The organism is Pseudomonas sp. FP453 (assembly GCF_030687495.1).
GTDB lineage: Bacteria > Pseudomonadota > Gammaproteobacteria > Pseudomonadales > Pseudomonadaceae > Aquipseudomonas.
The window spans coordinates 2,177,205-2,191,482 of sequence record NZ_CP117435.1 but is presented as its reverse complement, the minus strand read 5'-3'; the positions used below and the strand labels follow the sequence as shown (position 1 = coordinate 2,191,482).

The window sequence follows — 14,278 nt, the reverse complement described above, 5'->3', positions numbered from 1 at the left end:
CGCCCCGGCTTTTTTGTGGCGGCTTAGAACGCGCCCATGTAGTCGCGCTTGCCCACTTCCACACCGTTGTGGCGCAGCAAAGCGTAGGCGGTGGTGACGTGGAAGAAGAACTGCGGCAGGCCGTAGGTCAGCAGGTAGGACTGGCCGCTGAAGCGTTTCTCTTTCGGCGTGCCTGGGCGGGTGATGATCTCGATGCCTTCCTTGCCGTCGATCTGCTCCGGCTTGATGGTGTCGACAAAGGCCAGCACCTTGGCGATCAGGGCTTGCAGGTCAGCGAAGGTCACTTCGCCATCTTCGTATTTCGGCACTTCGATCTCGGCCAGGCGCGCGGACACGCTCTTGGCGAAGTCGACGGCGATCTGCACCTGGCGCACCAGTTGGAACATGTCCGGGAACAGGCGCGCTTGCAGCAAGGCATTCGGCTCGATGTTCTTGGCGGTGGCGTGGGCTTCGGCCTTGGTCAACACACCGCTGAGGGCGGTGAGCATTTGCTTGAAGACTGGGATGGAAGCGGCGTACAGGGAAATGGTCATGGCAGTCTCATGGGTGATGGCACGGTTTGAACAGGCGACGATTATAGACCGCCCGGTCGCTTGTCTTTTATTTTTTCCGGCTTACGCTAGGCACTTCACTGCATAGGGAAAGCGCGATGACCGCCGAGCACGACACCGACACCCCTGAGCCGCGCCTGAACAGCACGGAAATCCGCATCCTGGGCTGCCTGATCGAAAAACAGGCGACCAACCCGGAAACCTACCCCCTGACCCTCAACGCCCTGGTGCTGGCCTGCAACCAGAAGACCAGCCGCGAGCCGGTGATGAACCTCAGCCAGGGCCAGGTCGGCCAGAGCCTGCGTGCACTCGAAGGCCAAGGCTTTACCCGCCTGGTCATGGGCAGCCGCGCCGACCGCTGGGAACATCGCGTGGACAAGGCGCTGGAACTGGTGCCGGCCCAGGTGATCCTGATCGGGCTGCTGTTCCTGCGCGGCCCGCAAACCGTCAATGAGCTGCTGACCCGCAGCGGGCGCATGCATGATTTTGAAGACGCCGAGCAGGTCGTGCATCAGCTGGAACGCCTGATTGCACGCGGGTTGGCACTGCTGGTGCCGCGCCAGGCGGGGCAGCGGGAAGATCGCTATACCCATGCGCTGGGGGATCCGGCGGATATCGAGGTGATTATGGCGGCGCGGGGTAATCCGGTGGAGCGTGGGACAGCGGGTGTTTCCGCCGAACGCATCGAAGAATTAGAAGCACGCATCGCCGCCCTGGAAGAACGTCTGACCCAGCTGGAGCAGGCATAACACAATCCAATGTGGGAGCTGGCTTGCCTGCGATAGCGGTGCAACAGGTTAAATACCTGTGCCTGACACTCCGCCATCGCGGGCAAGCCCGCTCCCACACAAGCCCACTCCCCCATTGGATCTTCGGTGGGCCTCAGGTGCGGGCGAAGGCCACTGCCGCCTGGAACTGTTCATCGGTCGGCCGCACCCCGGTGTACAGCACAAACTGCTCCAGCGCCTGAATCGCGATCACTTCCAACCCGGTAATCACCCGCTTGCCCTGGGCCCGCCCACGCACGATCAACGGCGTTTCGGCGGGGATCGCTACCACATCGAACACAGTGTCCGCCGCATCGACAGCCGCTGCGTCAAACGCCAGCGCATCCGCCTCTGCGCCACCGGTCATGCCAATCGGCGTCACGTTGATCAGCATCTGCGGGCGTGCATCACCCAACTCCGCCTGCCATTCGTATCCCAGGTTCTGCGCCAACGCGCGGCCCGCCGCTTCGTTGCGAGCGACGATCAGGCCATTGCCGTAGCCGCCGTCACGCAAGGCGCTGGCCACGGCCTTGGCCATGCCGCCGCTGCCACGCAGGGCGAAGGTCGAGTCTTTTGGCACGGCGTGTTTCACCAGCAGTTGTTCGATGGCGATGTAATCGGTGTTGTAGGCCTTGAGGCGGCCGTCGGTATTGACGATGGTGTTCAGCGAATCGATGGCTTGAACCGAATCGTCCAATTCATCCACTAAGGCAATGGCGGCCTCTTTGAACGGCATGGAAACCCCGCAACCACGGATGCCCAAGGCACGGATACCACCGATCGCGCCGGGCAAATCCTGGCTGCTGAAGGCCTTATAGTAGAAGTTCAACCCCAGCTGTTCGTACAAGTGGTTGTGAAAACGCAGGCCAAAATTCCCGGGGCGCGCCGACAGAGACATGCACAGTTGGGTGTCTTTGTTGGGGTGCATCTGCATGGGTAACTCCTTGAAGTAAGCAAATCGGTACAGACCTTACACAACCTTTACCAATCGGCCGTGCTGTTTTCCAGAAATACGTTGTCTTAAAAGTATCCCCGCGACAATCCTTGAGTCTATTGATTGCAGACCACAAGCGCAGGGGCTAACCGAGGAATGACCATGATTCGTACAATCCCCAAAATCGCCTTGCTGGTTGGCGCACTCGCGATGGCAGGCCAAGCCTCCGCCCACGGTGGTGGTTGGGGTGGCCCGGCTGTGTTGGGTGCGTTAGTCGGCGCCGCCGTCGTGGGCTCCGTGGTTGCCAGCCAACCGCGCGAAGTCTATGTGCAGCAACAGCCGGTGTATGTGCAACCACAGCCGGTGTATGCCGCGCCGCCGCCGGTCTACTACGCACCGCCACCGCCGGTGTACGTGCAACAACAGGTTTACTACCGCCCGGCGCCGGTCTACTACGGCCCACCGCGTGGCTATTACGGCCCTCCCCACGGCTATTACGGCCGCGGCTGGTAAGCGCCAATCGTCTGAAACAGGCCTCGCCCACCCAGCGGGGCCTTTTTTTTGCATGAAAAGTCTGGATTTATCGCGCCAAGGTCGCTGTGAGGACAATGGCCGAGGCGCAATCACACATGATCAACACCATTGTCTACTTGCTTGATCGGGGCTCGCGCTGTCATGTTTGTGTCACGACACACTCCCACTATCGAGCCTGTCCACCCAATAACAACAAGGACGACTGACCATGCCCACGCAACACCCACACCGCACCGCTGGCCTGTGTACGTCTAGCAAGGTCTATAGCGCCCTCACCGAACTCAAGCATCTGGAAGGCCACCGCAGCGCCAAGTTCCTCGCGTTGCTCGCCGAAAACCTGGTGCGCAAGGGTTTGCTCAGTGAGCAGGAAGTAGTGGTAATGCTCGATCACGTGGTGGACTGACGCGTCACGTCAATGTCCACTATCGAGACAGGTGATTTTTCCTACACCCCACTGCCGCGTAAGGTGACCTCCATAGCGATTGGAGGTCCTTATGCCCACTGTTCAAATCATGTCTGTCATCGGTAGCGCCGTTCCCGCCCCTCTGCGCGAGCTGGGGTTGCTGGCCTGCTGGTATGTGGTGCGCGATGGCGAGGCCATCAGCGGCCCGCTGACCTCCTTGTCCGCCGCCAAGAAACAGCTGCAGCAAGCCTCGACCTTCAAGCTTCACGCCTGAAGCCTACGGCAGCGGCAACTTGACCCGCGGCTTGCTCTCCACGAACAGCGCCCAGCTGGACATGAACAACGCCGCCACCAGTGGCCCGATCACAAAGCCGTTCAGGCCAAACACCGACAGCCCGCCCAGCGTCGAGATCAGGATCAGGTAATCCGGCATCTTGGTGTCCTTGCCCACCAGGATCGGTCGCAGCACGTTGTCCACCAAGCCGATCACGAACACGCCAAACAAGGCCAGCACCACGCCCTGCCAGATCGAACCGCTCAACAGGAAGTAAGCGGCCACCGGCCCCCACACAATGCCGGCGCCCACCGCAGGCAACAGTGATAGAAACGCCATCAGCACCGCCCAGAGCAACGCACTGGGAATGTCCAGGAACCAGAAGATCAACCCGCCCAGTGCGCCTTGCGTCACCGCCACCAGCACGTTGCCCTTGACCGTGGCACGCACCACCCGGTTGAACTTGAGTTGCAAGCGCCGCTTCTGCGGCTCGGCCAACGGCACCGCCGTGCGCACTTTACGCACCAATTCGGGGCCGTCGCGCAGCAGGAAGAACAGCAGGTACAACATGATGAAAAAGCTTACGAGGAAGTCAAACGTGCCCTGGCCAAAGCTGAACGCCTGGGACGCAAAGAACTGGCTGCCTTGCATCGCGCTCTTGACGATCTTCTCGCGCAGCCCTTCCAGGTTGCCCATGCCAAAGCGATCCAGCAGGTGCTGGAAGTACGGCGGCAGGAAGTTCTTGAACTGCTCGATATAACCGGCCACGTCCAGCTTGCCGCTTTCGACGTTTTTATAGAGCGTCGCCCCTTCTTGTACCAGCAAAGCGCTGGTGATGATCACCGGCAGGATCGCGATCACCAGGCACACCGCCAGGGTGGCCAGGGAGGTCAAGTTGCGGTTCCAGGCGAAACGCTGCTGCAAGCGGCGCTGCATCGGCGCAAAGATGATGCCGAGGATCACCGCCCAGAACACCGCGCCGTAGAACGGCAGCAATATCCAGATAAAGGCGACGGTCACCAAGGCCAGCAGTAACAGCAGGGTTTTGAATTGCAGGTTGGTTTGATTCATGTCCGGTCCATGTCAGAAAAGCAGAAGACCTGCGTAGGCCCCTGCTGCTTAGTCCACGCCCAGCGCTACGAGTGCCCTCTTTGTTGCAAGCCTAGACCCAGATCAATAAACCCCGCGCCGGCGTGCTCTACCCTGCCGCACTTTTTTGACTCAAGTACCGACCATGCCCCCTGTTATTGCCCCCGAACTGCTCGCCCCCGCCGGCACCCTGAAAAACATGCGCTATGCCTTCGCCTACGGTGCCGATGCGGTCTACGCCGGCCAGCCGCGCTACAGCCTGCGGGTGCGCAACAACGAATTCGACCACGCCAACCTGGCCCTCGGCATCGACGAGGCCCATGCCCAGGGCAAGCGTTTCTACGTGGTGGTCAACATCGCGCCGCACAACGCCAAGCTGAAAACCTTCCTCAAGGACCTGGCCCCGGTGATCGCCATGGGCCCGGATGCGCTGATCATGTCCGACCCCGGGCTGATCATGCTGGTGCGCCGGCACTTCCCACAGATGCCGATCCACCTGTCGGTGCAAGCCAACACGGTGAACTGGGCCAGTGTGGAGTTCTGGCAGCAGCAAGGCATCTGCCGGGTGATCCTGTCGCGGGAATTGTCCCTGGAAGAGATCGGCGAAATCCGCGAGCACGTGCCGGCCATGGAACTGGAAATTTTCGTCCACGGCGCCCTGTGCATGGCCTATTCCGGGCGCTGCCTGCTCTCCGGCTACATGAACAAGCGCGACGCCAACCAAGGCACCTGCACCAACGCCTGCCGCTGGAAATACCAGGCCACGCCGGCGGTGGAGAACGCCACGGGCGAGATCGTCCAGCAATTCCAGCCGACCCTGGGCATTGGCACGCCCACCGACCAGGTGTTCCTGCTGCAGGAAGCCAACCGTCCGGACGAACAAATGCCCGCCTTCGAAGACGAGCACGGCACCTACATCATGAACGCCAAGGACCTGCGCGCCGTACAGCACGTGGAGCGCCTGACCCATATGGGCGTGCACTCGCTGAAAATCGAAGGCCGCACCAAATCCCACTTCTATTGCGCGCGCACCACCCAGGTGTATCGCCAGGCCATCGATGACGCGGTGGCCGGCCGCGCCTTTGACCGCAGCCTGATGACCGACCTCGAATCCCTGGCCCAGCGCGGCTACACCGAAGGTTTCCTGCGTCGGCACGTGCACGACGAATACCAGAACTACCAGAACGGCAGCTCAGTCTCGGAACGTCAGCAGTTTGTCGGAGAATTGACCGGCGAGCGTCGGGGCGAGTTGGCCGAGGTGAAGGTGAAGAACCGCTTTGCCGTGGGCAATCACCTGGAGTTGATGACGCCTGCGGGCAATTTCCACTTTGACCTGGGGATGATGCACAACGCCAAGGGCGAGGCCATCGAGGTGGCGCCGGGGGATGGGCACACGGTGTATGTGCCCGTCTCTATGGAGATGGACCTGCGCTTTGGCCTGTTGATGCGCGACGTTTAAACGCGCTGACTACAGGGTCATTGCCGCCAGCCAGCCAAACGCCAGCAGCGGGATGTTGTAGTGCAGGAAGGTCGGCACCACGGTGTCCCAGATATGGTGGTGCTGGCCGTCGATATTCAGACCGGAGGTCGGGCCGAGGGTGGAGTCCGACGCCGGCGAACCGGCATCGCCCAAGGCGCCCGCTGTGCCGACGATGCACACGATGGCCATCGGGCTGAACCCCAGTTGCACACACAGCGGCACGAAAATCGCCGCCAGGATCGGCACCGTCGAGAACGACGAGCCGATACCCATGGTCACCAACAGCCCCACCAGCAACATCAGCAACGCGCCAACGCCACGGCTATGGCCGATAAACGCCGCCGAGGTTTCCACCAGCGAACGCACGTCGCCGGTGGCCTTGAGCACTTCGGCAAAGCCCGACGAGGCGATCATGATGAAGCCGATCATCGCCATCATTTTCATGCCTTCGGTGAACAGGTCGTCGGTGTCGCTCCAGCGCACGATGCCCGACACCGAGAAGATCAGGAAACCCGCCAGCGCGCCAATGATCATCGAATCCAGCCACAGCTGAATGATGAACGCCGAGGCAATCGCCAGGCCGGCCACCAGCAAGGTCAGCGGGTTGTATTGCACCGCGACTTGCTCGACGCGCTCGATTTTCTCCAGGTCGTACACGCGTTTTTTACGGTAGCTGACAAACACCGCCACCAATAATCCCACCACCATGCCCAGCGCCGGCAGGCCCATGGCGTGGGTGACGTTGACCTGGCTGATGTCCACGCCGCTCTTGGCCACGTTGGCCAGCAGGATCTGGTTGAGGAAGATATTGCCGAAGCCCACTGGCAGGAACATGTACGGGGTGATCAAGCCGAACGTCATCACACAGGCGATCAGGCGGCGGTCCAGTTGCAGCTTGGTCAGCACGTACAACAAGGGCGGCACCAGCAACGGAATAAACGCGATATGGATCGGCAGGATGTTCTGCGACGCAATCGCCACCCCCCACAACAGGCCGATCAGCAGCCATTTGACGTGGCTGCCGCCGCTGGCTTCCTGGCGGTCCACCAGCATCAGCGCCTTGTCGGCCAGGGCGTGGGCCAGGCCGGACTTGGCAATCGCCACAGCGAAAGCGCCGAGCAAGGCGTAGGACAAGGCCACGGTGGCACCGCCGCCCAAGCCGCCGTTGAAGGCTTTGAGCGTGGCGTCGATGCCCAAGCCACCGGTGAGGCCACCCACCAGGGCGCCGACGATGATGGCGATGACCACATGCACGCGGGACAAACTGAGCACCAGCATGGTGCCGACCGCGGCAATGACTGCGTTAATCATGGATACCTCAAGCAGAAACATAAAAAACAGGCATGCCTGCGCCAGGGCAGGCCAAAGGCGGCTGCCAGCGTGCAGGCTTGAAGGAGGTCTTATTAGAGGGCGCGCACTTTGCCGCAGGCAGGGCTGCATGTCAAAAAACGGCGTCGCTTTGAGCATTCAATTGAACGTTTAAATAATAAAGAATCTTAAACAGCGGCCGATAACCTGATTCACTGTGTTTTCAGGTTAAGGATGCTCCTCGATGTCCCTCAGACAGCTGTCCATTCAATGGAAAATCACCCTGCTCGCCGGCCTTTGCCTGCTGGGAATCGTGACCCTGCTGGTGGGTCTGTCGCTGTATCGCATGGAGCAGAGTTCCACGCAGGTCAAGGCGTCCAGCATGCAGATGCTCGACGAAGCCGCCCAGGCGCGCATCGAGGCCCAGGGTGAAGGCCAGGCGCTGGGCATTCGTCGCCAGTTCATGGACGCCTATCAATATGGTCATGGCTTTTCACGCCAGGTGCTGTTCTTGCGCGAGCAGGCGGAAAAGCGCTTCCTTGACGCCTTCGACACCCGCGAAGACCTGACCCGTCAGGTCAAGGCCGCCTTGCAGGCCAACCCGGACCTGCTCGGTTTGTCCCTGGTCTTCGAAGCCAACGCGCTGGACGGCAAGGACGAACTGTTCGCCAACCAGGCCGAGCTGGGCAGCAACGACAAGGGCCGCTTCGCCCTCTACTGGTCGCAGCCGACCCCTGGCAAACTGGAGTCGATGGCCCTGCCGGAAAGCGACATGGCCGACACCAGCGTCGGCCCCAGCGGTGAAAAGGCCAACGCCTGGTTCACCTGCCCGCGCACCACGCTCAAGCCGTGTGTGATCGAACCCTACTTCTATGTGATCAACGGGCAAAACGTGCTGATGACCAGCATCGTGTTCCCGCTGATGGCCAACGGCAAAGTCATCGCTTCGCTGTCGGTGGACATCAACCTCAACAGTCTGCAGGCCGTGAGCCAGCAGGCCAGCCGCAAGCTGTACGACGGCCAGACCCAAGTCAGCATCCTCAGCCCCACCGGCGTGCTCGCCGGCTACAGCCCGGATGCGAGCAAGCTCAGCCAGCGCCTGGACCAGGTCGACACCACCAGCGGCGCGCAACTGATCGGCTTCTTGTCCAGCGGCACACAGATCCGCAGCCTGCGTACCGAGCATCAGCTCAAGGTGCTCGCGCCCTTCGCGCCGATCCCCGATGGCAAATTGTGGGGCGTGTTGCTGGATGTGCCGGAAAAAGTCCTGGTCGCACCCGCCGAGGCGCTGAAAACCCAACTGGATGCCGACAATGCCCGGGGCACCCTGCTGGAGCTGGGCCTGGGCTTGCTGGCGGCGGTCGTCGGCCTGATCCTGGTGTGGCTGATGGCCCGCAGCGTGACCCGGCCGATCCTCGGCGTGGCGCACATGCTCGAAGACATCGCCAGCGGCGAAGGCGACCTGACCCGCCGCCTGGCCTACGACAAACAGGACGAGCTGGGCCAACTGGCCGGCTGGTTCAACCGCTTCCTCGACAAACTGCAACCGATCATCGCCGAAGTGAAGCGCTCGGTGCAGGACGCCCGTGGCACCGCCGACCAATCCGCCGCGATTGCCACGCAAACCAGCGCCGGCATGGAGCAGCAGTATCGCCAAGTCGACCAGGTGGCCACCGCCTCCCATGAAATGAGCGCCACTGCCCAGGACGTCGCCCGCAGCGCGGCCCAAGCCGCACAGGCCGCCCGCGACGCCGACCAGGCCACCCGCGAAGGCCTGACCGTTATCGATCGCACCACCACCAACATTGGCAACCTGGCGGCCGACATGAGCACCGCCATGGCCCAGGTCGAAGGCTTGGCCGCCAACAGCGAGAAAATCGGCTCGGTGCTCGAAGTGATTCGCGGCATTGCCGAGCAGACCAACCTGCTGGCCCTCAACGCCGCCATCGAAGCCGCCCGCGCCGGTGAAGCCGGTCGTGGTTTTGCGGTAGTCGCCGATGAAGTGCGCAACCTGGCACGCCGCACCCAGGAATCGGTGGAAGAAACCCGCCTGGTGATCGAACACCTGCAAAGCGGCACCGAGGAAGTGGTGGGCTCCATGGGCAACAGCTATCGCCAGGCCCAGGGCAGCGTCGAACAAGTCGGCCAGGCCGTCACCGCCCTGCGCCAGATCGGCGAGGCGGTCACGGTGATCAGCGACATGAACCTGCAGATCGCCAGCGCCGCCGAAGAACAAAGCGCCGTGGCCGAAGAGATCAACAGCAACGTGGCGACCATTCGCGATGTGACCGAGTCGCTGTCGGAGCAAGCCAATGAATCGGCGCGGGTGAGCCAGGCGTTGAACAGCCTGGCGAATCAGCAACAGGGGTTGATGGACCAGTTCCGGGTCTGAATGAGCGACACCGGCCCTGATCCTTAAGCAGATCTAATGCGGGAGCTGGCTTGTGTGGGAGCTGGCTTGCCTGCGATGCAGACAACTCGGTACATCAGACAAACTGAGTTGATGCCATCGCAGGCAAGCCAGCTCCCACAGTTTGATCAGTGTTTTATCCGTTCTGGCGCTTGGGCAGTTCGATCAGCACCTTGAGCCCGCCCAACTCGCTTTCCTGCAACTGCAACACCCCGCCCCACACCTCGACGATATCCCGCACGATCCCCAACCCCAGGCCATGGCCATCGATCTGTTCGTCCAGGCGCGTGCCACGGCTGAACACCTGGTCGCGCTGGGTTTCGGGGATTCCGGGGCCGTCGTCTTCCACTTCCAGCAAGTAACAGCGCTCGGTTTCGCTGACGCTCAAACGCACGTCGGCATCCGCCCATTTGCAGGCGTTGTCCAACAGGTTCCCCAGCAATTCCAGCAGGTCGGCACGGTCCCACGGCAGTTGCAGGCCGGGCGCTGCGTGGTAGCTCAGGTCCAGGTGTTCGCCGTGGATCATGTTCAACGTGGCCAGCAGGCTCGGCAACTCCTTCTCGCAGTCGAACAAGGCGCCGGGCAAGGTTTCACCGGCCAGGCGGGCGCGGTTGAGTTCACGGCCGAGGCGCTGTTGCACCTGCTCCAATTGGTCGCGCAACAGCTTGGCCAGTTCGGGATGGTCCTTGAGTTGTTCGCTGGAGGCCACACTCAACAGCACCGCCAGCGGGGTTTTCAGGGCATGGCCAAGGTTGCCCAGGGCGTTGCGCGAGCGCTTGAGGCTGTCTTCGGTGTGCGCCAGCAAGTGGTTGATCTGCGCCACCAGCGGCTCCAGCTCCAGCGGCACCTGGGTGTCGAGCTGTGAGCGCTGGCCTTGTTGCAGCTGGGCGATCTGGTTACGTGCGGTTTCCAACGGACGCAAGGCCCGGCGCACGGTCACCCGTTGCAACACCAGCACCAGCAGCAGTGCCGCCAGGCCCAGCACCAGACCGATCTGACGCATCAGGCGAAAGCTTTCGCGCACCGGCGTGTAGTCCTGGGCCACGCTGATGGAAATCGCCTGGCCGAAGCGCTTGTAGTCCTCACGCAGCACCAGCAGTTGCTGGCCTTCCGGGCCCAGTTGCAGGTTGCCCTTGAGCCCAGCCTCAGGCAGATACGGCAGATCCTGGTCCCACAGCGAGCGGGAGCGCCAATGCTTGTCGGCAAAATCGATACGGAAATAGTGCCCGGAAAACGGGCGCTGATACGCCGGCGACAGGCGCTTCTCATGCAACTGCAAACCGTCTGGGCCGCGCACCAGCGCCACCAGCAGGCTCTCGCTGTCGTTGCGCAGGCCCGCTTCCAGATAACGCTGCAAACCGGTTTCGAACAACCACAGACTGGTTTGCGCCAGGGCGATGCCGACGATCACCATCACGCTGATCAGCCCCAGGCTCAGGCGCCGTTGAATCGACCTCATGCGGGGCTGGCGCCAAACCGGTAGCCCTGGCCACGGCGGGTTTCGATCACACTGCGACCCAGCTTGCGGCGCAGGTGGTTGACGTGGACCTCCAGCACGTTGGAGTCGCGCTCGGTTTCGCCGTCATACAGGTGTTCAGCCAGATGGCTTTTCGACAGGATCTGCTCGGGGTGCAGCATGAAATAGCGCAGCAGGCGGAATTCGGCGGCGGTCAGCTGGATTTCCGCACCATCGCGCAGCACACACTGGCGCCCTTCATCCAGATGCAGGCCGGCCGCTTGCAGGGTGGGCTGGTTGGCCTGACCGTGGGAGCGGCGCAACAACGCCTGGATGCGCAAGTACAGTTCTTCCGGATGAAAGGGTTTGCTCAGGTAATCATCCGCGCCCGCCTTGAGCCCTTCGATGCGCTCGGCCCAGGAATCACGGGCGGTGAGCACCAGTACCGGGATGGCCAGCGCGGCGGCGCGCCACTGCGCCAGCACGTCAAGCCCCGGCAGGCCCGGCAGACCGAGGTCGAGGATGATCAGGTCATAGGGTTCGCTGCGGCCCTGGTACACCGCGTCGCGCCCGTCGGCCAGCCAATCGACGGCGTAGCCTTGGCGTTGCAGGCCGGCCAGCAGTTCATCGGCCAAGGGTACGTTGTCTTCCACCAGCAGCAGGCGCATCAGTCTTCCTCATCTTTGATCAACGCACCCGTGGTCGCGTCAAGCTTGATCTCTCGCACCACGCCTTCGGCGGTGACCAGTTCCACTTCATAGGCATACTGGCCGTGCTTCTTCTCAAGCTCGGCCTCCAATAACCGGGCGCCCGGGTGGCGCGCCATGGCTTGGTCCAACAGCCGTTCCAAAGACAGGATCACCCCTTGCTGGCGCAATGCAAAGGCTTCGTCCTGATCGAGGTCACGAGCCGCCAGGCTTGAGCAAAAAGCCAGGAGCACCAACGCGATTCGACTGCCGGCACGTAGATTTACCTTCATTAGGTTTCCTGATGATTCTTGAGAACCTGCCCGGTGAGCGCGTCCAATTCAACTTCCCACTCGATGCCGTTGGCATCTTCCAGTTCGACTTGGTAGAGGTACTTGCCATACTCCTCATCCAGGTCGGTATCCAGCAGCGTCGAGCCAGGATGCAGGGCCAGGGCCGTGGCTTCCAGCTGATCAAAGGCGACAATAGTAACAGTGCCGGGTAATTTCAGCGGCTTGTCAGGGTCCACTGCCCAGGCCTGTGGCGCCAGAGACGCCATGATACTGGCGGTGACCAGCGCTGTGAGGCGCTTCATGATGAGTCTCCGTTTCAGGATATTTTTCCTACGCCGGCCACCGTAACCGCTGCAACTTAACTGAAACTGAATTGCCACCATGGCATTCTTGCCCCAACCCCTGCTGCCACAGAGACCGGTATGACAGCCATCCACATCAAGTTTCCCGCGCTGACGCTCAAGGCCGGCAAACGGGCCTTTGCGCGCATTCGCGAACAAGGCCTGAAGCCGGCCGATGTCGGCATCCTCCCCGGCGCGGCCGGCGGGCCCAAGGCGTTGGGCATCCAGGGCCTGGACCTGGCCCTGTTCGGCGACTGGCTGCCCCGCGCGCCACGGGAACGCGCGCTGATCGGCGCGTCCATCGGCTCCTGGCGGTTTGCCAGTGCCTGCCTGCCCGACCCCGTGCAAGGCCTGCTGGACCTCGGCCGCCTGTACAACGAACAGCGTTTTGCCAAGGGCGTAACCATGGCCGAGGTCAGCCAGAGCTGCCGGCGCATGCTCGACGACCTGCTGGCCGGCCGTGATGCACGGGTGCTGGACAACCCGGACTATCGCCTGAACATCATGGTGGTCAAAAGCCATGGCCTGCTCGCCGATGATCACCGGGGTCGCCTGGGCCTGGGCCTGTCATCGGTGATTGCCGACAACCTGCGGGGCCGCGCGCGGCTGGCGCGGCATTTCGAGCGGCTGATCATCCACGACCCACGCCAGCCGCCCCCGGTGCACCCGTTGACGGACTTCCCGTCACGCTTCCTCGCCCTGGCGCCCGGCAACCTGCGCCAGGCCCTGCTGGCCTCCGGTTCGATCCCCATGGTGATGCAAGGCGTGCGCGACCTGCCCGGCGCCGGCGCGGGCACCTACCGAGATGGCGGCCTGCTGGACTACCACCTCGACCTGCCCTACCACGGCGACGACATCGTGCTGTACCCGCACTTCACCGACCGGGTCATCCCCGGCTGGTTCGACAAGGGCCTGCCGTGGCGCCGCAGCAATCAACAGGGTTTGCAGGACGTGCTGCTGCTCGCGCCGTCCAGGGACTACCTGGCGCGCCTGCCCCACGGCAAACTGCCGGACCGCAGTGACTTCAAGCGCTTCCTCGGCGATGACGCCAGCCGCAACAAGTACTGGCAAACCGCAATGAGCGAGAGCCAGCGCCTGGGGGATGAGTTTCTCGCGTTGGCCGACAACGGCCAGTTGGGCGAACACCTGCAAGCCCTTTGACCCAGTGGTATGCGCGGCGACGGAGCAAGCTGTTAAACTCGCCGCCTGCCAGATACCTGAACGAGCTGAAAACACTGTGGAAATCTTCAAGGAATTTACTTTCGAGTCCGCCCACCGCCTGCCGCACGTGCCGGACGGCCATAAATGCGGGCGCCTGCATGGGCATTCGTTCAAGGTGGCCATCCACCTGAGCGGCGACCTCGACCCCCATACCGGCTGGATTCGCGACTTCTCGGAGATCAAGGCGATTTTCAAGCCGCTGTATGAGCGCCTCGACCACAACTACCTCAACGACATCCCCGGCCTGGAAAACCCTACCAGCGAAGTGCTGGCCAAGTGGATCTGGACCGAATTGAAACCCCTGCTGCCGGAACTCAGTGCGATTCGTATCCACGAGACCTGCACCAGCGGTTGCATCTATCGCGGTGAGTGATTCGACACTGTGAAAAAGCCACCTGTGGCGAGGGAGCTTGCTCCCGCTGGGGCGCGAAGCGGCCCCTGCTCTTTGTTGAAAAGCGTGGGACTGCTACGCAGTCCAGCGGGAGCAAGCTCCCTCGCCACAAGTACAGCGCCCTTAACCAGGAGCACGCT

15 protein-coding genes and 2 pseudogenes are annotated in these 14,278 nt (G+C 62.2%); 9 read left to right on the top strand and 8 right to left on the bottom strand.

Annotated features, from left to right (window positions below):
• Positions 1-23: 23 nt before the first annotated feature.
• Complete coding sequence (locus tag PSH87_RS10085) at positions 24-533, bottom strand: DUF1993 family protein (protein ID WP_305433393.1); 510 nt, start codon at positions 531-533, stop codon at positions 24-26.
• A 116-nt stretch (positions 534-649) separates the two neighbouring features.
• Between PSH87_RS10085 and PSH87_RS10080 the strand changes: the two genes are divergently transcribed.
• Complete coding sequence (locus tag PSH87_RS10080; protein ID WP_305433391.1) at positions 650-1,300, top strand: YceH family protein; 651 nt, start codon at positions 650-652, stop codon at positions 1,298-1,300.
• A gap of 133 nt (positions 1,301-1,433) precedes the next feature.
• Here PSH87_RS10080 and PSH87_RS10075 read toward each other — a convergent pair whose 3' ends face one another.
• The gene (locus tag PSH87_RS10075) at positions 1,434-2,252 is read right to left on the bottom strand and encodes a shikimate 5-dehydrogenase (RefSeq protein ID WP_305433390.1); all 819 of its coding nucleotides are present in this window, start codon (positions 2,250-2,252) and stop codon (positions 1,434-1,436) included.
• 156 nt (positions 2,253-2,408) lie between these two features.
• Here PSH87_RS10075 and PSH87_RS10070 point away from each other — a divergent pair, with 156 nt between their 5' ends.
• The 3 genes from PSH87_RS10070 (at position 2,409) to PSH87_RS10060 (ending at position 3,463) form a co-directional block, all read left to right on the top strand.
• On the top strand, positions 2,409-2,765 hold the full coding sequence (locus PSH87_RS10070; protein WP_026136767.1) for a hypothetical protein: 357 nt from the start codon (positions 2,409-2,411) through the stop codon (positions 2,763-2,765).
• A gap of 229 nt (positions 2,766-2,994) precedes the next feature.
• Positions 2,995-3,189 (top strand): hypothetical protein, encoded by a 195-nt coding sequence (locus PSH87_RS10065; protein WP_017736541.1) that lies wholly within the window; start codon positions 2,995-2,997, stop codon positions 3,187-3,189.
• Between the two features lie 91 nt (positions 3,190-3,280).
• On the top strand, positions 3,281-3,463 hold the full coding sequence (locus tag PSH87_RS10060) for a hypothetical protein (RefSeq protein ID WP_017736540.1): 183 nt from the start codon (positions 3,281-3,283) through the stop codon (positions 3,461-3,463).
• A 3-nt stretch (positions 3,464-3,466) separates the two neighbouring features.
• Here the strand turns inward: PSH87_RS10060 and PSH87_RS10055 are convergent, their stop codons facing one another.
• The gene (locus tag PSH87_RS10055; protein ID WP_305433387.1) at positions 3,467-4,534 is read right to left on the bottom strand and encodes an AI-2E family transporter; all 1,068 of its coding nucleotides are present in this window, start codon (positions 4,532-4,534) and stop codon (positions 3,467-3,469) included.
• 163 nt (positions 4,535-4,697) lie between these two features.
• Between PSH87_RS10055 and yegQ the strand changes: the two genes are divergently transcribed.
• Complete coding sequence (yegQ, locus tag PSH87_RS10050; protein WP_305433385.1) at positions 4,698-6,011, top strand: tRNA 5-hydroxyuridine modification protein YegQ; 1,314 nt, start codon at positions 4,698-4,700, stop codon at positions 6,009-6,011.
• A gap of 9 nt (positions 6,012-6,020) precedes the next feature.
• Here the strand turns inward: yegQ and PSH87_RS10045 are convergent, their stop codons facing one another.
• Positions 6,021-7,340, bottom strand: coding sequence for a Na+/H+ antiporter family protein (locus PSH87_RS10045; protein ID WP_177325334.1), 1,320 nt, complete (start codon positions 7,338-7,340; stop codon positions 6,021-6,023).
• A gap of 244 nt (positions 7,341-7,584) precedes the next feature.
• Here PSH87_RS10045 and PSH87_RS28810 point away from each other — a divergent pair.
• Together PSH87_RS28810 and PSH87_RS28805 are read left to right on the top strand one after the other, a co-directional pair.
• A pseudogene (locus PSH87_RS28810) lies at positions 7,585-8,826 on the top strand (chemotaxis protein); the annotation flags it as partial.
• Between the two features lie 396 nt (positions 8,827-9,222).
• Positions 9,223-9,732: pseudogene (locus PSH87_RS28805) on the top strand (methyl-accepting chemotaxis protein); the annotation flags it as partial.
• 154 nt (positions 9,733-9,886) lie between these two features.
• Here PSH87_RS28805 and PSH87_RS10035 read toward each other — a convergent pair.
• From PSH87_RS10035 to PSH87_RS10020, 4 genes are read right to left on the bottom strand one after another with little or no spacing between them, the layout of a single operon-like run.
• Complete coding sequence (locus tag PSH87_RS10035; protein ID WP_305433383.1) at positions 9,887-11,209, bottom strand: sensor histidine kinase; 1,323 nt, start codon at positions 11,207-11,209, stop codon at positions 9,887-9,889.
• The gene (locus PSH87_RS10030; protein ID WP_017736534.1) at positions 11,206-11,874 is read right to left on the bottom strand and encodes a response regulator transcription factor; all 669 of its coding nucleotides are present in this window, start codon (positions 11,872-11,874) and stop codon (positions 11,206-11,208) included. The genes PSH87_RS10035 and PSH87_RS10030 overlap by 4 nt, the downstream gene beginning before the upstream one ends.
• Positions 11,874-12,185, bottom strand: coding sequence for a PepSY domain-containing protein (locus PSH87_RS10025; RefSeq protein WP_017736533.1), 312 nt, complete (start codon positions 12,183-12,185; stop codon positions 11,874-11,876). Before PSH87_RS10025 ends, PSH87_RS10030 begins: the two co-directional genes overlap by 1 nt.
• Complete coding sequence (locus PSH87_RS10020) at positions 12,185-12,487, bottom strand: PepSY domain-containing protein (RefSeq protein ID WP_017736532.1); 303 nt, start codon at positions 12,485-12,487, stop codon at positions 12,185-12,187. The genes PSH87_RS10025 and PSH87_RS10020 overlap by 1 nt, the downstream gene beginning before the upstream one ends.
• 120 nt (positions 12,488-12,607) lie before the next feature.
• On the opposite strand from PSH87_RS10020, the gene PSH87_RS10015 reads away from it, so the two are divergent.
• Together PSH87_RS10015 and queD are read left to right on the top strand one after the other, a co-directional pair.
• Entirely contained in the window at positions 12,608-13,687 is a 1,080-nt protein-coding gene (locus PSH87_RS10015; protein ID WP_305433380.1) for a patatin-like phospholipase family protein, read from the top strand.
• A 76-nt stretch (positions 13,688-13,763) separates the two neighbouring features.
• Positions 13,764-14,120 (top strand): 6-carboxytetrahydropterin synthase QueD, encoded by a 357-nt coding sequence (gene queD / locus PSH87_RS10010; protein ID WP_017736453.1) that lies wholly within the window; start codon positions 13,764-13,766, stop codon positions 14,118-14,120.
• Positions 14,121-14,278 lie beyond the last annotated feature (158 nt).